Source organism: Asticcacaulis sp. DW145, assembly GCF_037101385.1.
GTDB classification, from domain to species: domain Bacteria; phylum Pseudomonadota; class Alphaproteobacteria; order Caulobacterales; family Caulobacteraceae; genus Asticcacaulis; species Asticcacaulis currens.
Genome location: NZ_AP029024.1, coordinates 1,611,562 through 1,632,026, shown reverse-complemented (window position 1 = coordinate 1,632,026; position 20,465 = coordinate 1,611,562). Strand labels below are relative to the sequence as shown.

At 62.6% G+C, this 20,465-nt stretch carries 18 protein-coding genes and 1 tRNA gene; 13 read left to right on the top strand and 6 right to left on the bottom strand.

What is annotated here, in order from left to right; translation table 11 throughout:
- Window positions 1–50 precede the first annotated feature (50 nt).
- The 6 genes from AACH73_RS07515 (at window position 51) to AACH73_RS07490 (ending at window position 6,748) form a co-directional block, all read left to right on the top strand.
- Window positions 51–1,094 carry a rod shape-determining protein gene (locus tag AACH73_RS07515; RefSeq protein ID WP_272741272.1) on the top strand — a complete coding sequence of 348 codons (1,044 nt, stop codon included), beginning with the start codon at window positions 51–53 and terminating at the stop codon, window positions 1,092–1,094.
- Window positions 1,095–1,329: 235 nt separating this feature from the next.
- On the top strand, window positions 1,330–2,400 hold the full coding sequence (gene mreC, locus AACH73_RS07510) for a rod shape-determining protein MreC (protein WP_272741271.1): 1,071 nt from the start codon (window positions 1,330–1,332) through the stop codon (window positions 2,398–2,400).
- A 4-nt stretch (window positions 2,401–2,404) separates the two neighbouring features.
- A complete protein-coding gene (locus AACH73_RS07505) occupies window positions 2,405–3,028 on the top strand; it encodes a hypothetical protein (protein ID WP_272741270.1) in 624 nt (207 codons plus the stop codon).
- Window positions 3,025–5,004 (top strand): penicillin-binding protein 2, encoded by a 1,980-nt coding sequence (gene mrdA / locus AACH73_RS07500; protein WP_272741269.1) that lies wholly within the window; start codon window positions 3,025–3,027, stop codon window positions 5,002–5,004. The genes AACH73_RS07505 and mrdA overlap by 4 nt, the downstream gene beginning before the upstream one ends.
- Window positions 5,005–5,011: 7 nt before the next feature.
- Window positions 5,012–6,175: a rod shape-determining protein RodA gene (rodA, locus tag AACH73_RS07495; RefSeq protein WP_272741268.1), complete on the top strand. Its 1,164-nt coding sequence runs from the start codon at window positions 5,012–5,014 to the stop codon at window positions 6,173–6,175.
- A 33-nt stretch (window positions 6,176–6,208) separates the two neighbouring features.
- The gene (locus AACH73_RS07490) at window positions 6,209–6,748 is read left to right on the top strand and encodes a hypothetical protein (RefSeq protein ID WP_272741267.1); all 540 of its coding nucleotides are present in this window, start codon (window positions 6,209–6,211) and stop codon (window positions 6,746–6,748) included.
- A 159-nt stretch (window positions 6,749–6,907) separates the two neighbouring features.
- Here AACH73_RS07490 and AACH73_RS07485 read toward each other — a convergent pair whose 3' ends face one another.
- Window positions 6,908–7,615, bottom strand: a complete 708-nt coding sequence (locus tag AACH73_RS07485) for an NAD-dependent deacylase (RefSeq protein WP_272741266.1) — start codon at window positions 7,613–7,615, stop codon at window positions 6,908–6,910.
- A gap of 4 nt (window positions 7,616–7,619) precedes the next feature.
- Window positions 7,620–9,320 (bottom strand): gamma-glutamyltransferase, encoded by a 1,701-nt coding sequence (gene ggt / locus AACH73_RS07480; RefSeq protein ID WP_338734473.1) that lies wholly within the window; start codon window positions 9,318–9,320, stop codon window positions 7,620–7,622.
- A gap of 397 nt (window positions 9,321–9,717) precedes the next feature.
- On the opposite strand from ggt, the gene AACH73_RS07475 reads away from it, so the two are divergent.
- Entirely contained in the window at window positions 9,718–11,403 is a 1,686-nt protein-coding gene (locus AACH73_RS07475) for a methyl-accepting chemotaxis protein (protein ID WP_338734472.1), read from the top strand.
- A gap of 118 nt (window positions 11,404–11,521) precedes the next feature.
- Here AACH73_RS07475 and AACH73_RS07470 read toward each other — a convergent pair.
- A tRNA-Arg gene (locus tag AACH73_RS07470) sits at window positions 11,522–11,598 on the bottom strand.
- A 196-nt stretch (window positions 11,599–11,794) separates the two neighbouring features.
- Here AACH73_RS07470 and AACH73_RS07465 point away from each other — a divergent pair.
- Entirely contained in the window at window positions 11,795–11,929 is a 135-nt protein-coding gene (locus AACH73_RS07465; RefSeq protein WP_272741263.1) for a hypothetical protein, read from the top strand.
- 110 nt (window positions 11,930–12,039) lie between these two features.
- On the opposite strand, the gene AACH73_RS07460 is transcribed toward AACH73_RS07465, so the two are convergent.
- Window positions 12,040–13,338, bottom strand: a complete 1,299-nt coding sequence (locus AACH73_RS07460) for an MFS transporter (RefSeq protein ID WP_272741262.1) — start codon at window positions 13,336–13,338, stop codon at window positions 12,040–12,042.
- Window positions 13,339–13,451: 113 nt separating this feature from the next.
- Between AACH73_RS07460 and AACH73_RS07455 the strand changes: the two genes are divergently transcribed.
- The 3 genes from AACH73_RS07455 to AACH73_RS07445 all read left to right on the top strand — a co-directional run bounded on the left by AACH73_RS07455 (window position 13,452) and on the right by AACH73_RS07445 (window position 15,951).
- Complete coding sequence (locus AACH73_RS07455; protein WP_338734471.1) at window positions 13,452–14,741, top strand: DNA-directed DNA polymerase; 1,290 nt, start codon at window positions 13,452–13,454, stop codon at window positions 14,739–14,741.
- A gap of 77 nt (window positions 14,742–14,818) precedes the next feature.
- Window positions 14,819–15,076 (top strand): hypothetical protein, encoded by a 258-nt coding sequence (locus AACH73_RS07450; protein ID WP_272741260.1) that lies wholly within the window; start codon window positions 14,819–14,821, stop codon window positions 15,074–15,076.
- A 5-nt stretch (window positions 15,077–15,081) separates the two neighbouring features.
- A complete protein-coding gene (locus AACH73_RS07445) occupies window positions 15,082–15,951 on the top strand; it encodes an SDR family NAD(P)-dependent oxidoreductase (RefSeq protein ID WP_272741259.1) in 870 nt (289 codons plus the stop codon).
- Between the two features lie 57 nt (window positions 15,952–16,008).
- On the opposite strand, the gene AACH73_RS07440 is transcribed toward AACH73_RS07445, so the two are convergent.
- Complete coding sequence (locus tag AACH73_RS07440; RefSeq protein WP_272741258.1) at window positions 16,009–17,751, bottom strand: gamma-glutamyltransferase family protein; 1,743 nt, start codon at window positions 17,749–17,751, stop codon at window positions 16,009–16,011.
- A 36-nt stretch (window positions 17,752–17,787) separates the two neighbouring features.
- Complete coding sequence (locus AACH73_RS07435; protein ID WP_272741257.1) at window positions 17,788–18,546, bottom strand: alpha/beta fold hydrolase; 759 nt, start codon at window positions 18,544–18,546, stop codon at window positions 17,788–17,790.
- 97 nt (window positions 18,547–18,643) lie between these two features.
- On the opposite strand from AACH73_RS07435, the gene AACH73_RS07430 reads away from it, so the two are divergent.
- Both AACH73_RS07430 and infC read left to right on the top strand, forming a co-directional pair.
- On the top strand, window positions 18,644–19,762 hold the full coding sequence (locus tag AACH73_RS07430; protein ID WP_272741513.1) for a glycosyltransferase family 4 protein: 1,119 nt from the start codon (window positions 18,644–18,646) through the stop codon (window positions 19,760–19,762).
- Between the two features lie 152 nt (window positions 19,763–19,914).
- The gene (gene infC, locus AACH73_RS07425; protein WP_272741256.1) at window positions 19,915–20,436 is read left to right on the top strand and encodes a translation initiation factor IF-3; all 522 of its coding nucleotides are present in this window, start codon (window positions 19,915–19,917) and stop codon (window positions 20,434–20,436) included.
- Window positions 20,437–20,465 lie beyond the last annotated feature (29 nt).

Genomic DNA, 20,465 nt, shown 5'->3' with positions numbered 1-20,465 from the left:
CCGCCGGTATCCCGGCCACCTCCCAGACAAATTTCTCGCGGTAGTGCTCAATGTTAAAGCCCTTCTTCGGCAGCTTCTCCAACGATATCGCCATCGACCTCGGCACGGCCAATACGCTGGTCTATCAGAAGGGGCGGGGCATCGTGCTCAATGAGCCGTCGGTGGTGGCGCTGCGCAATATGGGCGGACGCAAGGTCGTCCACGCGGTGGGCATTGAGGCCAAGCAGATGCTGGGCCGCACGCCGGGCCATATGGAAGCCATCCGTCCGATGCGCGACGGGGTCATTGCCGACTTCGAAGTCGCCGAAGAAATGATCAAGTACTTCATCCGCAAGGTCCACAACCGCAAAGGTTTCGTGAACCCCAAGGTCATCGTCTGCGTGCCGTCGGGGGCCACCGCCGTGGAGCGCCGCGCCATCAACGACTCGTGTCTCAACGCCGGGGCGCGTCGCGTCGGCCTCCTGCCTGAGCCCATGGCCGCCGCCATCGGTGCAGGCCTGCCTATCCACGAGCCGACGGGTTCGATGGTCGTCGATATCGGCGGCGGTACGACCGAAGTCGCCGTCCTGTCGCTGTCGGGCGTCGTCTATGCCAAGTCGGTGCGCGTCGGGGGCGACAAGATGGACGAGGCCATCACCAACTTCATGCGCCGCAACCACAATCTGCTGATTGGCGAAACGACGGCCGAGCGCATCAAGAAGGACATCGGCACCGCCCGTGTTCCGCATGATGGCGAAGGTCTGGCCATCGAAGTGAAGGGCCGCGACCTGATGCAGGGCGTGCCGCGCGAAGTGCGCATCAGCGAGCGCCAGGCCGCTGAGGCGCTGGCCGAACCGGTGGCGCAGATCATCGAAGCCGTGAAGGTCGCACTCGAAGCCACGCCGCCCGAACTGGCGGCCGATATCGCGGACAAGGGCATCATGCTCACCGGCGGCGGTGCGCTGCTGCGCGGTCTTGATGCGGAAATCCGCGATCAGACGGGCCTGCCGGTGACGATTGCCGAAGACCCGCTGTCATGCGTGGCCATTGGGTGCGGCAAGGTGCTCGAACATCCGCGCTGGATGAAGGGCATCCTCGACTCGACGATGTTCTGATACCACGGTCGTTGAACATGACCCATGGTTCTGGGATTGAAGAGGAAGAGGGCGGAGCCGAAAAATCGGTGGTCCTGTCATCGAACCGTCTACAATTTCCTTGATAGTTTCGGACCGAAACTTGCAGTATCTGTCCTCTGAATGAGGGTCCGGGTGGATCCGGAGGGATGTCGGCGTGCGATACGGGGATAACCAGCCTTTTGAACATCTGAAGCTTCCCATTACGTGGGGGGTGATGATTCTGGTCGCCGCCATCTGCGTGGTGGGGGCGCTGATGTTTCTGGGGGACCGGCGTGGCGGGCTTGACGCCGCCTCCTATGGCAACCGCGCCGGGTTTGATCGCGCCGCCGCCAAGAGCAACAATCTGCTGTCCACGCCGGCCCACTTCGTCAGCGACCGCACCAACGGCATTGAAGACTATTTCTTCGCCGTCAGCGAAAACCGCGTCCTCAAGCAGAAGATCGTCGAGCTGGAAAAGTACCGTGACGCCTATCGTCAGGCCAAGGAACTGAATCGCCGCTACGAGGTGCTGCTCAACCTGCGCACCGAGCCGGAGGTCGAGAGCATCACCGCCCGCTCAGTCTCCGTATCGCGTGGCCCGTTCAACAATAACCGTCTGATTGACGCCGGGACGTCCAAGGGGCTGGCCTTCGGTAATCCGGTGATCAACGAACATGGTCTGGTCGGTCGCGTGGTCGGCGTCAGCCCGGACGTCAGCCGGGTGCTGATGGTCACCGATGTCGTCAGCCGCGTGCCGGTCATGGTGGCGCGCACCGACGCCCGTGCCATGATGGTGGGCGATGGCGGCGGCTTCCCGCGTCTGGAATTTGTGCGTGGCGGCCCGGATGTGCTGAAAAAAGGCGATCAGATCCTGACCTCCGGCGATGGCGGCATCTTTCCGCGTGGTCTGCCGGTGGGCGAAGCGCGCCGCGGTGTCGATGGTGTGTGGCGCGTCGATCTCTACACCAATCGCGGCCCGATCGATCTGGTCAAGGTTCTGAAATTCAAAGATTTTACGCAGCTTCCGCGCGCCGAAGAGGTCTTGCGCACTCCGCTGGTGACCGACCTTCTCCCTGCGCCTCCCGCCCCCTCGGCGGCGTCGCACAGCCCCAGCGCCTCAAGCGCGAGCGCGTCGTCTGGCGCGGCCTCCAGCAGCGCTGCCCCGGCGTCTTCCTCTTCGACGTCTCCGTCTTCGGCGGTGCCGCGTCCGCGGCCGGCCGCGATGTCACAGCCCGTGGCCCCGCGCCCGCAACCCGCTACCGAGGCTCCGGCTTCGGCTTCGCCCGCCAGCGTCAGCGGAGGCTGAGGCCATGCTGGCTCCGCAACGCCGCCCCCGTTCATCCTCCACGCGCAGCATGACGCCGTCGGCCAGCCGCCGTGCGCGCCTGTATAAGGCCCTGTTTGAAAACCGCACGCCGCGCCGGGGCTCCGGCGGCATAGTCGGGCCGCAGGACTGGTTGTTCTATCCGGCCCTGATGGCGATTCTGGCGACCGTAGTGCTGGCGACCGACCTCCCTCTGTCCTTCGGCCTCGACCTGCCGGAGCCGGTGTGGCCGGTGGCCCTGGCCTTCGCCTGGCCCCTGATCCGCCCCAGCTTTATCGCGCCGCTGCTGCTGGGGGTTATGGGGCTGTTCCTCGACTATTTCTGGGGGGCACCTCTCGGCTTTTACGTCATCAGCCTGATGGCGGTGCACGCGGCGACCCTGCTGATCCGCAGCTACATCGTGGGGCAGGACACCTGGGTGGTCATCGGAGCCTATTCGCTGGCGGTTCTGTTGTTCTTCACGCTGGGCGTTGTGCTGACCACGCTCGATTCCGGCGTTGTCCCGCGCCTCATCAGCGTTTTCGAGCAGATGTTCGCCACCTGGTGTCTGGTGGTATTCGTGCTGATCCTGCTGGATCGCTTTCTCAACAGCGATGTGAGGTTCAATTGAGCGAACCCTCCATCTTTTTTGAGGACGTTAATGAGAAGCAGGGGACGTTTCACCGCCGCATCTTTCTGATGGGCGGGGTGACGGCGCTGGGCATTTTTGCACTCGGCGGGCAACTGGCCCTGCTTCAGATCGTGCAGGGCGGCAAGTACAAGCGCCTGTCGGCGGCCAATCAATTCAATTTCCGTGTGGTGCCGCCGCCGCGCGGAAAGATTCTGGACCGCAACGGCAATGTCATCGCCGGAAACCGTCCCTCCTTCCGCGTCCTGATTATCCGCAACGAAATCGACGACCTCGACGACACGCTGGATCAGATTTCCTACGTCCTGCCGCAGGTGCAGGACAACCGCCGCCGCATCGTGCGCGACATCAACCAGTCGCAGCGCTTCGTGCCGACCGTCGTGGCGGCCGATCTGACCTGGGAAGAATTTTCGCGCGTCAACCTGTTTGCTGCCGAAATCCCCGGTGTGCAGGCGGTGATGGATGAAATCCGCGTCTATCACTACGGCGGAGCCTTTTCGCACGTCGTAGGCTACGTCTCGAAAATTTCCGAAAAGGACCTTGAGGCCGAAGGCGAAAACCCCGATCCGCTGCTGCTTCATCCGGGTTTTCGCATCGGAAAGCAGGGGGTGGAAAAGGCCTTCGACAAACAGTTGCGCGGCGTGGCCGGGGCGCAGAAGATCGAGGTCAATGCCAGTGGCAATATCGTCGCCGAAGACCCCGACGGCACACGCCCGCCCACACCGGGCGAGGACATCACCCTGACGCTGGATGCCGAGGTGCAGGCGCGTGCGCTTGAGGTGTTCGAGCAGGATTCCGGCAGTGCGGTGCTGCTCAACATTCACACCGGCGAAATCCTGTGCATGGTGTCGGCCCCGTCCTTTGACCCCAACCTGTTCGTGTCGGGCATTTCGTCCAAGGCCTATAAGCTGCTGAATGAATATGAGCGGCGGCCTCTGCTGGACAAGGCAATCGGTTCGACCTTCGCGCCGGGTTCGACCTTCAAGATGGCCTCGGCCCTGTCTTTCCTCGACTACGGTATCGACCCGACCGAGAAGGTGGTCTGCCGCGGGTCCTACCGCTTCGGTAATCGCACCTTCCGCTGCCATGGCGTGCATGGGGCGGTCGATATGCGCCACGCGCTGAAGTTTTCGTGCGACACCTATTTCTACCATATGTGCAACCGCCCCGGCGTGGACCGCATCGCGGCCACCGCGCACAAGCTGGGGCTGGGCGAACTGTTTGAACTTGAGATCGAGGGGCAGAAGAAGGGACTGGTGCCGACGACCGAATGGAAGCGCACCTATTTCGACGGCACGAAAGGCCGCCCCAAAGACCCCAAATGGCACCCCGGTGAAACCCTTTCGGTGGCCATCGGTCAGGGCTATACGACGGTTTCTGCCCTGCAACTGGCTGTCTATGTGTCGCGTATCGCCAATGGCGGTAAGGCCGTCACGCCGCACCTGATCAAGAAAATCGGCGCGGTGGATAAGGATTTTGATTTCAAACCGCTGGGCATACCGCCGGAGCATATCCAGATCGTGCGCGACGGCATGGAGATGGTGTCCAATGACGCCGACGGCACGGCGTTCCGTAATTCGCAGCTCAATCTGGGCGACATGAAGATGGCCGGCAAGACCGGGACGGCGCAGGTCATCAACTATGATCGCGCCGGCACGCGCAAGGCGACGCAGTGGAAGAACAAGGACCACGGCCTGTTCGTCTGCTACGCCCCGGTCGATAATCCGCGTTACGCCATGGCGGTTATCGTGCAGCACGGTATCGCCGGGGGCCGCTTTGCCGCTCCGAAGGCGCGTGAAATCATGAAGGTCGCCCTGCTCAAGGACCCTGAACTTCAGGCGCGCATCGTCGCCCCGCCACCACCCGAGCCCGTCGAAGCCGCTGAAACCGCGCCGCCCGAGGTCGAAAGCACCGAGGTGGCACCGGAAAGCATCGAATACATCCCTCCCGTACCCTGAGGTTCCCATGGCCGAAAGCGCAATGACCCGGCGGGGCGAACGCGAACGTTATGATATCAAGCTGCTTCAGGTGGACTGGGGCTTTGCTCTGGTGCTGTCGCTGATTGCCGGGATCGGCGCGCTGGTCCTCTATTCGGTGGGCGGCATGTCGTGGGAGCCGTGGGCCTATAATCACGTCCTGCGTTTCGGCCTGTGCTTTGTGGTAATGATCCTGCTGTCGCTGATAGATCTGCGCTGGTGGATGCTGCTGGCTTATCCGGCCTATGGGGTGTCGCTTTTGTTGCTGGTGGCGGTCGAACTGGTCGGGGATGTGCGCATGGGCGCACAGCGCTGGCTGGAGATCGGCTCCTTCTCCATGCAGCCGTCTGAATTTATGAAGCTTGCCATCGTCATGGCGCTGGCCCGCTGGTACCACGAAGCGGGGACCAAGGACGCTGTCCTGTCTTGGAAGCTGTTTATCCCCTTCACCATGATCATGGTGCCTGTGCTTTTGGTGGCGCACCAGCCCGATCTGGGGACGGCCATGCTGATCCTGCTGACCGGGATTACGGTGATGATTGTCGCGGGGCTTGACTGGCGTGTGATTGCCACCGCCGCCGTGGGCGGGATCGTGGCCGTGCCCTTCTTCGTCATGTTCGTGATGCACGATTATCAGCGCAAACGCATCCTGACCTTCCTCAATCCCGAAGCCGATCCATCGGGCGACGGCTATCACATACTGCAATCCAAGATCGCCATCGGCTCCGGGGGGCTCCTGGGCAAGGGGCTGGGGCTGGGGTCGCAGTCGCAGTTGAGCTTCCTGCCGGAAAAGCATACGGACTTCATTCTGGCGGCGGTGGGTGAGGAACTCGGCTTCCTTGGGGCGTTCACGGTCTTCGCCCTCTATGCGTTGGCCGTTTTTATGGCGCTGCGCATCGCCTCGCTTTCGCATTCGCATTTCGGACGACTGGCCGCGGCCGGGGTGACGGCCACCTTTGCCCTCTACGTCCTGATCAACGGGGCCATGGTCATGGGGCTGGCCCCCGTGGTCGGTGTGCCTCAGCCGCTTCTGTCCTATGGCGGCTCGGTGATGACCACGGTGATGATCGGCTTCGGCCTCGTTATGGGGGTCAAGGTGCACCGCTATCAGGAATTGCCGCGCACCCAGTCCTTCCTGTCGCATTTTGAATAAAAAGCGCTTCCGGCAGGCGCGAAAGAACAGATTATGGATTTTGAGGAACTGATCGAACTGGCGCGCGACTCCTATGTGGGGCAATTCGCGCATTTTGCCGATGTGCAGGCCAAGGCCCATCCGGGTGGCGTGGCCGAGGTCAAGCTGGAGGTCTCGGTCGAGGCCGGGCTTTACCGGTCGCTCTATTGCGCCGACTATATGACGGGCCCGGCGGAGGACGACGCGCCGCAGATCGTCGAACTGTCGCCCGACGAAGAGGTGGCGTTTGATCCGATTGTGGTGACGCTCAATGAACTGGAAATGACGGTCGAGGCGCTCGACTGGCACGAGATGAATCTGTCCCTGACCGGTGCGCCGGAAACGCTTCAGGGGCTGGAAGCGTGGTTCGAGACCTGGTTCGATCCGGAAGACCGCAATGTTGATCTCGACTCGCGCTTTTCGGGCCACATCCACTCGCTGCTGGTCGATGCCGACCACCTGCACGTCGATTTTGGCACGGCCCCGGTGCAGGCCCTGATCGACCTGCTGCTGCTGATCGAGATGAACGGCTGCACGGCGGTGCGGGTGTTTTAAATCGCGGCTTTCATAGTGCAGTTAAACCACAGATTACACAGATTTCACAGATTTGCGCTTTGCGCCTTTAACTCTTCCAGTCTGCGTCCCGGTCAGTCCTATCAATCTGTGTAATCTGTGAAATCTGTGGTTCTTCACAGAGTGAAGGTCGAAACCACTCTAAAGCAGCCTTTCAATATAGGCCGGCACCACCTCAGTGGCGGGACCGTACAGGCGCTCTTGAAACAGGCTGTGGCCCTGAGACGGGTCAAGGTTCAGTTCCACCGTGTGCGCTCCGGCGCGCGTGGCCTCCTGCACGAAGCCCGCTGCCGGATAGACATTGCCCGACGTGCCGATGGAGATAAACAGGCCGCAGCCCGACAGGGCGTCGTAGATGCGATCCATCTGAAACGGCATTTCGCCGAACCACACGATGTCCGGGCGCAGGCCCAGCGTCCCGAAGGGCGAGGGCGTGTCGATATGGATGTCGCCCCTCCAGTCACACGTTTTGCCCGTTTCGACGCAGCGCGCCCGCAGAAGCTCCCCGTGCATGTGGATCAGGCCAAAACCGCGTTTCGGCGTGACACCCCGATGCGACCGGTCGTGCAGATCATCGACATTCTGCGTCACCAGCAGCACGTCGCCGTCATAGGCCGCCGACAGTCGCGCCAGAGCCTGATGCGCCGCATTTGGGACCACGGCTTTCAACTGCGCCCGGCGTTGATTGTAGAAGTCGTGGACCAGAACCGGATTGGCCGCGAATCCTTCGGGCGTGGCGACGGCTTCGACGCGGTGCCCGCACCACAGCCCGTCGGAGGCGCGAAAGGTCGGCACGCCCGACTCAGCGGAAATGCCCGCACCGGTGAGGATAACGATCGAGGGTCGCACGACCTTATTGCCCTGTCAGCACCACGCCTTCGCGGCGCGGATCGGCTCCGCCGTCGATGCCGCCGTTGCGGAACATGACGCCGTGCAGGCCGGAGTTTTCGCCCTGTACCTCCTGGATCGTATAGCCCATGTCCTTCAGACCTTGCAGAATCTCCGGCTTCAGGCCGGCCTCGATGCGGATGGCCGCCGGGTTGGCCACGATGTTCGGCAGGGCGACGGCCTCCTGCACGCTGAGATTCCAGTCGAGCATCCCCACCAGCGCCTTGAGATTATAGGACAGGATGGACGACCCGCCCGGCGAACCGATCATGCCGATCAGGCGCTTGTCCTTATCGAAAATCAGCACGGGCGACATGGAGGAGCGCGGGCGCTTGCCCCCTTCGACTGCATTGGCGACCTTCTGACCGGCTTTTGTCACCGGGGTGAAAGAGAAGTCGGTCAACTGATTATTCAGGAAGAAGCCGCCGACCATGCGACCCGTCCCGAAGATACTTTCGACCGTTGTGGTCATGGACAGGGCATTGCCATAGCGGTCACGGATGACGAAGTGCGTGGTCCCGGCGGGTTCCTGCGTTGCGTCTTTTGCCCAGGCCACGGCGGTGGGGGGTGTGCCGTAGGTCGGGGCCGGTGACGCCTTGCCGATGGTGATGGTGGCCGCACGACTGCGCACATAGGCCGGGTCGCGCAAGCCTGTGACCGGCACGCTGACGAAGTCGCTGTCGGCCACGTACTGATCGCGGTCGGCATACATCAGCCGCTCGGCTTCGATAATCACCTGCCAGCCGCGCGCATCATTGACCCCGTAGGCGTTCATCGGGAAGGCTTCGACGATCTTCAGCGCCTGAAGCAGCGACACACCCGACGAGGGCGGAGCCGGCACGCAGATAATATAGACGCGATAGGTGTCGCAGACCGGTGCCCCGGACTTGGGGAAATACATCTTGAAATCGAGCGGTTGCAGATCGCCGGGCAGAGGCCCTTCGTGGGTTTTGGCGATCATGGCCTCGACCAGCGGCCCTTCGCGGAAGATGACCGCGCCCTTGTCGGCCAGGGTGCGCAGGGTTTGCGCATAGGCCGGGTTTTTCAGCACATCGCCGGTCTTTTTGACGCCACCCTTGCCGTCACCGAAATAGGACTTCACGTCGGGCGTCTGGCTCTGCGGGAAGCGGCCGCTGGCCAGATAGTTCCCTAGACGCGGCGAAATGACAAACCCGTCTTCGGCCAGCTTTTCCGGCGTGTGGAACAGATCTTTCCACGCCAGCTTGCCGTGCTGGGCATGGGCCATGTCGAGCATCAGCACCGCCCCCGGTACGCCGGTAGCGCGGCCCGACACCACCGCTTCGCCAAAGGGCAGGGGCGTGCCATCGGGCTTGAGGAACAGGGTGCCGTCGGCGGACTTCGGCGCGGTTTCGCGGCCATTATAGGCGGTGGTCTGACCCGTCTTGCGGTCGTAATAAACCATGAAGGCCCCGCCGCCGAGGCCGGAGCTTTGTGGCTCGACCAGAGACAGGGTCGCCTGAACGGCGATGGCCGCATCGACCGCCGTGCCGCCGCGCGCCAATATCTCCATGCCCGCCCTGGCCGCCAGCGGATTGGCCGCCGCCACCACCGGCGTAAAACGTTCACGCGGTGCCGGGCTCAGCGTGGCACAGCCACTCAGACCCAGACCCAGCGCGACGGTGAGGAGGAAACGGCGTGACAGCATGGGGAGGGGCTTCCGCAGGGATCAAAACACTCAGTCACACCTTATAGGAAACCCATCACGCGCCGGCTAGTGTCCTGAATCTGAAATTCGAATGCGCTTGATATTGCTCACTGGCGAATTTCAGATTCAACGGGACGCTAGCAACTTATCGTATCTATTATCGTTTTTGAATTTGAAGTTCGCCCGGCTCTCGATATCAGACTGAAGCGAACTTCAAATTCACGATAATAGGGCAGGGCAGAAAAATACCGGTCCCGCACAGCGTGCTTTCCAATCCTTTGCAGGCATAAAGGTACCGTTTTTATGGCAGATGCTGCCATCCGTTACCACTTATTAACCTTGTTACGAAATGTTCAGTAACGGCGTTTTTGGACGATTCAAAGTGGACGGGGCCTCTATGCTGAACAATTTATCTATGCAAATCAAGGTGATCGTGCTTCTGGCGCTGATCGCGGCCGTGGGGGTGGGGGCGGTGCTCTACACCGATAGCTCTCTGGGCGGTAATATAGACAAGTACGATCAGGCCCTGACGGGACCGGCGCCCGGTACGGTGGCGCTGGCGCGCTCGGGTCGTCACGCGGCCTGGACGTCGCGCTCGATTCTGAAAGCCATTATCGCCACAGACGCCACCAAGCTGGCAAAGGCGGAGAAGGACATCGAAGACGGCAAGGCCAAGTTCAACGCTGAAATGGACAAGGCTGAAAAGTTTCTGCCTAACAAGGTTTCTGAGTTCAAACCCCTGCGCGAAAAATACAATGCGGCCATGAGCAGCGCCTGTGCCGAGGTGGCCAGTCTGGCGCAGGCCGGTCAAAAGGACGCGGCCATTGCGGCGATGGACAATGGCTGCGGGCCGCAATTGCTGGAGGTCATGACCGGCGTTGCCGGTGTGGTGGATCGCACGATTGAAGAAAACAACGCCCTCGCCGCCAGCCTCCAGAAAAGCGCCGATACCGATATTCGCAATGCCAATATCTTCGGTCTGATTGGCCTGCTGGTCGCCGGCAGCTTTGCCGTGTGGCTGACGCGCACCGGCATTTCGGCGCCTGTGGTTCGCCTTGATGGCCTGATGGGCCAGATGGCCAAGGGCAAGCTCGACGTCGTTATCCCCGGTCAGGAGCGTCGCGACGAGATCGGTTCGATGTCGCGCACCGCCGAAGCCTTCCGTCAGGGCCTGATGGAAGCCGAAACCCTGCGCGCCTCCGCCGAGCAGCAAAAGGCGGTGGCCGAGGCCGAGCGCCGCGCCGCCATGCTGAGGCTGGCTGATGATTTCGAAAAGTCCGTGGGTGGTATCGTGTCTCTGGTGTCTTCTGCGGCCACCGAAATGCAGGCGGCGGCTTCGCAACTGAGCGCCACGGCGCAGGAAGCCTCCGCGCAGTCCATCGCCGTTTCCGCCGCCGCCGAAGAGGCCGGGGCCAATGTCACCTCGGTGGCGGCCTCTACGGAGGAGCTGGGCGCCTCGGTCGGGGAGATCGGGAGACAGGTGGAAACCTCGGCCTCGGTCGCCGCCAATGCCGTGCGCGAAGCCGAAGAAGCGCAGACCGTGGTCAGTGAACTGAACGAGACCGCGGCCTCCATCGGCGGTGTGGTCGATCTGATCGCCGGGCTGGCCAACCAGACCAATCTGCTGGCGCTCAACGCCACGATCGAATCGGCACGCGCCGGTGAAGCGGGCAAGGGCTTTGCGGTGGTGGCCGCCGAGGTCAAGGCGCTGGCTTCGCAGACCGCCAAGGCTACGACCGATATCTCCGACAAGATCGCCAAGATCCAGGACGCGACCAACCGCGCGGCGACGACCATGCGTAACATCGCCGGGACGATCCAGAGCCTGAACCATTCCAGCACGGCCATCGCCTCAGCCGTGGAGCAGCAAAGCGCAGCGACGCAGGAGATCATTCAGGCGGTCAATCAGGCCTCGGTCGGAACGCAGGAGGTGAACTCCAACATTGCGGGCGTGGCGCAGGCCGCCGAACAAACCGGTGAAGCCGCGGTGCAGGTCCAAAACTCATCGGCCGAACTGGCCACTCAGGCCGAGCGCCTGCATCATGAGATGGACAAGTTCCTGCAAACGGTCCGTGCCGCCTGATCGCGGTCACACGGCCAACAGAACAAGCCCCGTCAGAAATGGCGGGGCTTTGTTTTGTGGATTTGGCGAATGCGCAAAAGAAAAGGCTCCCCGCAGGGAGCCTGTCTTTGAAACGGAATGGCGCACTCGAAGAGATTCGAACTCCTGACCCTCAGATTCGTAGTCTGATGCTCTATCCAGCTGAGCTACGAGTGCGTGTCCATTTCGTGTTCCCGCCTCAGCGGCGAGGGCCGGACAATTAGTCTCTTGGAATTTTAAACGCAAGGCCTTTTAAAAAGTTTTCCCCCGATTTTGCGTTTTTTTTGAAAGAGGCGGTGTCGTTGCGGGACAGGACAGCGGGCATGGCTTTTGCACCTTCGTGGGTCCGTTGACTCATTTCGGGACAATGACCGTGGCGATCAAACTCAACTATGCCCCCCGGCGGGACGATTCCGGCAAGCGGCCCAGGTCGCCGCTCGTGCGTCCGCTCGACATCATTCTGGGCCTGAGCATAGGAATGGCTCTGGCGGCCTTTCTGATCTTCTAAGCGCATTCCGAAAAGTGGGAACCGGTTTTCGGGTCAAATGCGCGACCAGTCAGAGCGCATTCCGAAAAGTGGGAACCGGTTTTCGGGTCAAATGCGCGACTTGCTAAAACTTACCCGGCGTTCAGCTTGCGCTCGACCCGGGCGACGCGCAGCGCCAGCAGGGCGGCCGTAAAGCACATGGCCGCGCAAAACCACAGAGGGCCGTTCGCTCCCATCTGACTGAACAAAAAGCCCGCTACGACCGGTCCGGCGATACGGGCAATGGCGCCCGTCGATTGGTTGAGGCCCAGCATGGCCCCCTGACGGTCGGGGGGCGTTGATTTCGAGATGATCGCTGAAATCGAGGCGAAGATGACGGCCTGCCCCAGGGCGGCCAGCATGACCAGCGGCGTGACCAGTATCGCGACCTGATTGATCCCCTGAAGGAAGAAGCCCATACCGAAGACGATCAGGCCCAGCACCAGTATGCGCGCCTCGCCATAGCGGCGCACCAGCGGGCGGGTGAAGACCATCTGCATCAGGGCGGCGGTCACCCCGATGAACAGAAAGACCAGACTGACTTCGCGCGGGCCCCACTCATACCGCGCCTTGGCCCACAGGCCGAAGGTGGCCTCAAGCCCGGCGAGGGCGGCCATGTAGAACAGGGTGGATAGAATCAGGCGGCTGATGATCGGATGGCGGCGGGCTTCGGCGAAGGTGGCGCGAAAATTCTGCGGGGCCGCGTGGGTGCGCACGCGGCTTTCGCGCACATAAAAGAGGATGCCAAGCGTTGCCACCGCCGACAGGCCGGCGGCGAGGAACAGGGGCAGTCTGAAGCCCGCAGCCCCGGCCTCTTCGTGGGCCAGAAAGCCGCCAATGACCGGCCCGATGACGAAGCCCAGTGAAAAGGCTGCCCCGATCAGGCTCATGCGGCCCGCGCGCTGATGCGGTTCGGACATATCCGACACATAGGACTGGATGCACGACACATTGCCGGAGCCTATGCCGTTCAGGAAGCGGATAGCGATGGCCCACCACACATTGGGCGCGAAGGCCAGCAGCACATAGAAGAGGATATTGGACGCCGTGGTGATGACCAGAACCGGTTTGCGACCCCACTTATCCGACAGACCGCCCCACAAGGGCTCGGCAAAGAACTGCCCCAGCGAATAGGCGGCGAACATCAGCGTCACCTGCCACGGCCCGGCCTTCAGAGTCTGGGCGAAGAAGGGCATCAGCGGCACCAGCAGGCCGAACCCCACCAGATTGATGAAAACGACGGCGAACATGACGCTGAGCGCGCCATTGTCCATGATGGCGCGTTTGAGCGTCGGCTTACCGCCTTTTGTGTCGGAGGGGGTGGCGGTCTCGGCGTCTGGTTCCGATACGGACGGGTCCGGTCGGGGCGTCTGGGGCTTCGTCACTGACATTCACACCCTATAGTGCATTTGGGTGCAGGTGCGAAAGCCCCCGCCGTTCACCTTCCACCGGTGCGCGCGATTTGGGGGTCGTCTGAGCTTGACTCGCCTAAAATGTTCTTGTTATGTTCCTTTTCATGCAGAAGACGCAGACCAGACACTGGGACGACGGGAGCGGGCTGAAATGGCTCTATCTCGACATGAACAGCTTTTTCGCCAGTTGCGAACAGCAGGCGCGGCCGCATATGCGCGGTCAGCCGCTGATCGTGGTGCCGGTGAAGAGTGACTATACCTGTGCCATCGCCGCCAGTCAGGAGGCCAAAAAGCTGGGGATCAAGACCGGCACCTCGGTGGCGGTGGCGCGGCAACTCTGCCCGAACCTGCACGTCGTCGAAGCGCGGCCGGATGACTATGTACGCATTCACCACCGCATCCTTGAGGAGGTCGATCACGTCATCCCCGTCGAAAAGGTCTGTTCGATCGACGAGGTGGCCTGCCGGCTGATGGGACCGGAGACGGTGGAGGCGGCGGCGCGCGCCCTGGGGCATCGTATCCAGAGGCGGATTTTGTCCAACATCGGTGAATGTCTGACGGCGTCCATCGGCCTGGCCCCGTCGCGGATGCTGGCCAAGACGGCGGCGGATATGCAAAAGCCGCTGGGGATGACGGTGCTGCGCCGTGATCAGTTGCCGGGGCCTTTGCTCGATATCGACATCGGCGATTTTCCAGGCATAGGTCCGGCCATGAAGGCGCGGCTGCACCGGGCGGGCATCAGCGATCCGCGGCAGCTCTGGCACCTTAGCGCCAACCGCATGCGTCAGCTGTGGGGCGGCATCGGCGGGGATCAGTTCTGGTACGCCTTGCATGGCATCGACCCGCCGGAGACCGAAACCGAACGCGGCAGCATCAGCCATTCGCACGTTCTGGCAGCCGAACTGCGTCCGGTGGACGCTGCGCGCGCCGTCGCCCGGCGACTCACGGCCAAGTGCGGGTCTAGGCTGCGGCGCATGGGCTATAAGTGCGGCGGCCTGCACCTGTCGATTCGCGGCACGCAGGAGGGCCGGGCGCAGGCGGAGCGCCTGTTCATGACCACGGCCGACAGTTTCCGCTTGCTGGAGGCCGCCGATGCGCTGTGGGATGTGTGTGTGCGGACCCTCAACCAGACGCGTATCAAGAAGGTGTCGGTCACCTGTCTGCGTCTTATTGCGGCCGATACGGCCCCGGACCTGTTCGGCTACAGCCCGGCAGCGGACGAGGACCCGCGCCATATGCGCCTGCTGGCGGCAATGGACGCCCTCAACCAGCGCTTTGGCAAGGATCGCATAAGCATAGGTCCCAAGCCGAAATTGCATGAATTTGTGGGTGCCAAGATCGCCTTTAACCGCGTGCCGGAAACGCCTGAGTTTTGGGAATGAGGCCAATCTTGTGGTCCCGACCTGTGGCCAGACAGTTTTGGGTTCTCAAACGCGCGGGCTAAGGCTATAGCTGCGGCATGAATGACAAGGTCTTCTATACCGGTGCGGCGGTCATCGCCCTTTTGATGATCGCGCTCAGCTTCGTCTGGCCGCAGGGTCTGGGCGTGCGCTCACCCGCGCCGTTCGGTCATGAGATTGTCCTGCCCGATGTCGTGCGCGCCCAGCGCGAAAAGGCCGAACGCAACGCCCGACGCAAGGCCGAACAGGCGGCGGAACGCGCCGCCAAGGCGCAGGCCTCAGCCGAAGCATCGGCCTCTGCCGCCTCGGCGCAATAAAACCGATGACGCGCGTTCTGGTGTTCGGCTACGGCTTTATCGGCGCGGCCTTTGCCGCTCTGTGCCGCGCGCGCGGGTATAGCCTGTCGGCCACAGCCCGCACGGCGGAAAAGCGAACTTGGCTGGCCGGGCAGGGCATCGACGCCGTGGACCCGCTCAGCCCGCAACTGAGCGATATTGCGGCAAAGGCCGATCTCATCCTGATCACACCTGCACCGGATGACGCGGGCTGTCCGGCCTTTACGGCGCTGGAGGCGACCCTGCGTCAGGCCCCGCGCCAATGGCTGGGCTATCTCTCGACCACCGGCGTCTATGGCGACCGGGGGGGCGGCTGGGCCTTTGAGGATCAGCCTCTGACGCCGCTGTCCACCGAAGGCCGCCGCCGCGTACAGGCCGAAACCCAATGGCTGTCGCTAAGCGCGCAACACGACGTGGCGGTGTTTCGTCTGCCGGGCCTGTATGGCGTGGGGCGCAGCGTCATCGAACGGCTGCGCGACGGGACAGCACGACGTATCCATAAGCCGGGACAGGTCTTTTCGCGCCTTTACGATACCGACTGCGCCGACGCCTTGCTACGCAGCGCCGATCGTCGGCGCGCCGGTGCGGTCTATAATCTGTGTGATGATGAGCCGGCTCCGGCGGATGCGGTTCTGGTGTGGGCGGCGCAGACCTTTGGCTTTGCGGTGCCACCCGAAATCCCGTTCGACGCGCCGGACCTGAGTCCCGGAATGCGGCGCTTCTATGCCGAAAACAAACGCGTTTCCAATGCCCTGGCCAAGGCCGAACTGGGCTGGCGACCGGCCTTTCCGACCTATCGCGAAGGCCTGCGCGAAGTCTGGCGCTTAGTGCGGAAAGTCTCCGTCATCCCGCACTAAATTTTTGTTTGTCGCGCAATTTTTCCGTAAAGTGGTGCCCACTTTATCGGATTGCGCTTAATAGGCCAGAGCTAGCCCGTCCTTCCGCATTTCGGTCGCCGCCCCGTAGGCCCGACCCAAAGGATCGGCCTGCGTCACGATGGCCTGATAGCCGCCATAGGTGCCGGGCGACGGCTTGATCGACCAGCCGAGCTTTTCCAGACCGGCGCGCGTTTCCAAAGGCACGCCGCTTTCGAGATTGAGCGTGCCGGTGCCTTCCGCCACTTCGCCCGTGGGTTCCGAAGACCCCTCGTGGTGCCAGCGTGGCGCATCGCCCGCCTCCTGAAGCCCCAGCCCGTAGTCGATCAGGTTGACCAGAATCTGCGCCTGACCCTGCGGCTGCATGTCGCCGCCCATGACGCCGAAGCTGAGCCACGGCTGGCCGTCTTTGCAGGCAAAGCCGGGGATGATGGTGTGGAACGGCCGCTTGCCCGGCGCGTAGAGGTTGGGCGAGCCGTCGCGCAGCGAGAAGAGTTCGCCCCGGTCCTGAAGCATGAAGCCCAGACCGTCCGGCATCAGGCCGGAGCCCATGCCACGATAGTTGGACTGAATCCAGCTCACCATCATGCCGTCTTTGTCCGAGACAGTGAAATAGGTGGTGTCGCCGCGCGCCGGGGCCTCATAGGGGACGATGCGCGGCAGGATGGCATCGGGACGAATTTTTGCCGCCTGTTCCTGCGCATAGGCCTTGGACAACAGGGCCTCGACCGGGATTTTGGAAAAGGCGGGGTCGCCAAAGAATTTGGCGCGGTCCTCAAAGGCCAGACGCTTGGCCTCGATCTGGGTGTGCAGCGAGGCGGTGGTCTGAAAGCCCATGCCTTTCAGGTCGAACGTCTCAAGGATATTCATCATCTGAAGCGTGGACAGGCCCTGCGTATTGGCCCCCAGCCCCAGTACCTCGATGCCGCGATAGGTGGTTTTCAGCGGCGTCGTGTCTTCGCCGCGGTGCGCCATCAGGTCCGATTTGCGCAGGTGCCCGCCGATGCGGCGGAAATAGGCGTCGATCGTGTCGGCGATCTGCCCCTCATAGAAGCTGCGCGCGCCGTTTTCGGCAATATAGCGATAGGTACGGCCAAGGTCCGGGTTGCGGAAGATTTCGCCTTCGCGCGGGGTGCGCCCATTTGGTGCGTAAACCTTCAGGAAGTTCTGAACCTCCTCGATGCCGGAATCGGGGTTGGTAAAGCGCCGGTAGCTGGCATTGAGATAGAAGGCGATGGTCTGGGCCACCGGTACGCCGCGCTCACACAGGGCGATGGCCGGGGTCAGCACATCGGCGAATTTCAGCCGGCCATAGCGGGCGTGCATCTGCCCCCAGGTGTCCACCGCGCCGGGCACGGAGACCGAGACGCTGCCCCACGACGGGATGTGGCCGTTCTTCGCTTTTGAGCGCACATAGTCGAGGCTCATGCCCTTGGGCGAACGGCCCGACCCGTTGAATCCTACCACTGTCTTTTGCGCCGGGTCCCACAACATGACATAGGCGTCTCCGCCGATGCCGCAGGAGATGGGCTCAAGGAAGCCGAGCGCCGCATTGATGGCGATGGCGGCGTCGATGGCCGAGCCGCCCTGACGCAGAATGTCTATGCCGATCAGCGTGGCCATAGGGTGGGCCGTGGCGGCGGCCCCTTGCGTGCCCCACACGGTCGAACGTCCGGCGAACTTCGCTCCGGCGATGCGGTCCCCGCCGTGCAGCGGGTCCAGCGCCAGAGCCGGGGTGGCGGCGAGGGCGGGCAGGGCGGCAAAGAATGAGCGACGGCGCATGGGGGACTCCAGCTTTGCCCTATCTGGTATCAAATCTTACGGCTTGGCAAGGGGCCGCAGGGCGCGCACCGTATCGACCAGCCGCCGCAAATCGGCGGGTCCGGACAGGCGGTGATCACCGCCCTTGATCAGTTCCAACGTCACGTCTTTTGACGACAGATGCTGCGCCAGCCGCAGACCGTGCGGCCACGGCACCACCTCGTCCGCAAGGCCGTGCAGGATGCGCACCGGCCCGTCGAAGGCGAGCGGCTGATCCAACACCCGGTGGTCGCGCGCCTCATCGAAAAAGGCCTGCGACATGGGCACATCGTAGTCGTAGCCGCGCAGGTGGAAAAAGCCGGAAACCTCCAGCGACCGCCGGTCTTCGGGCGATAGCGACGGCAGCATCAGTTCGGTGGCAAAGTCAGGCGCCGGGGCGATGAAGACGGCGGCCTTCACCCGTTCGGGCCGGTCGCGCATCAGAAGCGACGCCATCCAGCCGCCCATGCTGGAGCTGATGATCAGCAGGGGCCCGGCGGTCAGGTGATCCACTACGTCCAGCACATTCTGCCGCCACTGACCGACGCGGGCCTCTTCCCAGCGACCGGGGCTTTCCCCGTGCGCGGCATAATCAAAGCGCAGGAAATCCCAGCCTTCGGCGCGGGCGGTCTGCGCCAGCGCTTCGGCCTTTGAACCGGTCATATCCGACTTGAAGCCGCCCAGCCACAGGACGGTGGGCCCTTCGCCTCTGACGTGGCGGTAAGCGATCGACGCGTTGAGAAACTGCGTGCTGTCTTGATTTGGCTCGGTGCTCATGCGCATAAGCCTTAATTGCCCGGAGCCTCTCGAACAAGCGCTTATGCCCCTGAAATCCTCCCCTTCATCTTCTCCTTCGTCCTTCCCCTATACCGTGATGCAGGTCGTTCCTGAGCTGGATACAGGTGGCGTGGAACAGACCGTGGTCGATGTGGCGCGCGCAGTGATCGAGGCCGGGGGGCGGGCCATAGTGGTCTCGAAGGGTGGACGGCTTGAGGGCTATCTGAAACAGATCGGCGCGGTGGTCGTGCCCTTGCCCGTGCATTCGAAGAACCCCTATGTGCAGTTCAAGAACTACTATGCGCTGCGGTCGCTGATCCGCCGGGAAAGGCCCGATATCGTGCACGTGCGCTCACGCGCCCCGGCGCTGTCGGCGCTGCCCGCGGCGAAGGCCGAAGGGGTGAAGACCGTCACCACCTATCACGGTATATATAAGGCCGGGTCAGGGTTTAAGCGCTGGTACAACGGGCGCATGACCACGGCGGATGTGGTGATCGCCAATTCCGACTATACGCGCGATCATGTACTGCGCGCGTACGACCTCGACCCGGCCAAGGTCATCGCCGTGCCGCGCGGCGTGGACCTCAAAAAGTTCGATCCGGCGGCTGTGGAGTCCGCGCGCCTCGACAAGCTGGCCACGGCGTGGGGTATTGAGCGCGGGGATGGCCGCACACGGTTTTTGCTGGCCGGGCGTCTGACGCGCTGGAAGGGGCAGACTCTGGTGATCGAAGCGCTCAGAGGGCTGGGGCGCAGCGATGTGCAACTGATCCTCGCGGGTGACGATCAAGGGCGTAGCGACTATACGCAGGAATTGCGCGCACTGGCGGCGGGGCTCGGCCTGGAAACGCAGGTGAAGATCGTCGGCCACTGTTCCGACATGCCCGCCGCCTATACTCTGTGCGATTTTGCGCTGGCCCCCTCGCTGGAGCCCGAAGCCTTCGGGCGCACGGCGGTCGAGCCGCAGGCCATGGGCCGCCCGGTATTGGCGGCTAAACACGGCGCGACGGCGGAAACGGTCGAAGACGCGGTGACCGGCTGGCTGGTGACACCCGGCGATGTCACAGCCTGGGCCGATGCCCTGCGGGTGGCGGCCCTGACCTCGGCCCCGGCGCGCGCCGTCATGGGGGCCGCTGGCCGGGCACGTGTGCATGAGCGTTTCAGCATGGAAACCATGTGTGCGGCGACCCTTGATATCTACCGCTCGCTGCTTACATGAGGTGAAGCGGCAACTGGCTGAAAAATTAACGCCTTGCGCGCCATAAAGGGGATTGATCACCCCTAGGCCCTTCCTATAATTAGGCCCCAATTCCGGACAGGTGAGTCCGGTTCGTTTAAACAGTCTATGGAGACATCCCTATTCGTCGCCCAATGCAAGCTCCGCCCGCGAAAGACGGCCCCCGTATCAATCAGGACATCAAGGTTCCGCGCGTCCTTTTGATCGACCAGAACGGTGAGAAACAAGGCATCATGCCGACGTCCGCCGCGCTCGAAGCCGCCGAGGAAGCCGGTCTTGATCTGGTCGAAGTCTCCCCGACCGCCGACCCGCCCGTCTGCAAGATTCTCGACTACGGTAAGTTCCGCTTTCAGGAGCAGAAGAAGAAGGCCGAAGCGCGCAAGAAGCAGAAGGTCGTCGAAATCAAGGAAATCAAGCTCCGCCCCAATATCGACAAGCACGATTATGAGGTGAAGGCCAAGGCCATGACGCGCTTCTTCGAAGAAGGCGACAAGGTCAAGGTGACGCTCCGCTTCCGTGGCCGTGAAATGGCCCACCCGGAACTGGGGATGAAGCTGCTCAATCAGGTCAAGGCCGACTTCGAGGCGACCACCAAGGTGGAATATGAGCCCAAGATGGAAGGCCGCCAGATGATCATGATTCTGGCCCCGAAATAGGCTTTCGGCTTATTTGATGGAATTGAAAC

Excerpts from the sequence above, each read along its gene's own strand:
- AACH73_RS07515 (WP_272741272.1), top strand. The coding sequence starts at position 51 with ATGTTAAAGCCCTTCTTCGGCAGCTTCTCCAACGATATCGCCATCGAC.
- mreC (WP_272741271.1), top strand. The coding sequence starts at position 1,330 with ATGATTCTGGTCGCCGCCATCTGCGTGGTGGGGGCGCTGATGTTTCTG.
- AACH73_RS07505 (WP_272741270.1), top strand. The coding sequence starts at position 2,405 with ATGCTGGCTCCGCAACGCCGCCCCCGTTCATCCTCCACGCGCAGCATG.
- rodA (WP_272741268.1), top strand. The coding sequence starts at position 5,012 with ATGGCCGAAAGCGCAATGACCCGGCGGGGCGAACGCGAACGTTATGAT.
- AACH73_RS07490 (WP_272741267.1), top strand. The coding sequence starts at position 6,209 with ATGGATTTTGAGGAACTGATCGAACTGGCGCGCGACTCCTATGTGGGG.
- ggt (WP_338734473.1), bottom strand. The coding sequence starts at position 9,320 with ATGCTGTCACGCCGTTTCCTCCTCACCGTCGCGCTGGGTCTGGGTCTG.
- AACH73_RS07475 (WP_338734472.1), top strand. The coding sequence starts at position 9,718 with ATGCTGAACAATTTATCTATGCAAATCAAGGTGATCGTGCTTCTGGCG.
- AACH73_RS07460 (WP_272741262.1), bottom strand. The coding sequence starts at position 13,338 with ATGTCAGTGACGAAGCCCCAGACGCCCCGACCGGACCCGTCCGTATCG.
- AACH73_RS07455 (WP_338734471.1), top strand. The coding sequence starts at position 13,452 with ATGTTCCTTTTCATGCAGAAGACGCAGACCAGACACTGGGACGACGGG.
- AACH73_RS07450 (WP_272741260.1), top strand. The coding sequence starts at position 14,819 with ATGAATGACAAGGTCTTCTATACCGGTGCGGCGGTCATCGCCCTTTTG.
- AACH73_RS07445 (WP_272741259.1), top strand. The coding sequence starts at position 15,082 with ATGACGCGCGTTCTGGTGTTCGGCTACGGCTTTATCGGCGCGGCCTTT.
- AACH73_RS07440 (WP_272741258.1), bottom strand. The coding sequence starts at position 17,751 with ATGCGCCGTCGCTCATTCTTTGCCGCCCTGCCCGCCCTCGCCGCCACC.
- AACH73_RS07435 (WP_272741257.1), bottom strand. The coding sequence starts at position 18,546 with ATGAGCACCGAGCCAAATCAAGACAGCACGCAGTTTCTCAACGCGTCG.
- AACH73_RS07430 (WP_272741513.1), top strand. The coding sequence starts at position 18,644 with ATGCAGGTCGTTCCTGAGCTGGATACAGGTGGCGTGGAACAGACCGTG.
- infC (WP_272741256.1), top strand. The coding sequence starts at position 19,915 with ATGCAAGCTCCGCCCGCGAAAGACGGCCCCCGTATCAATCAGGACATC.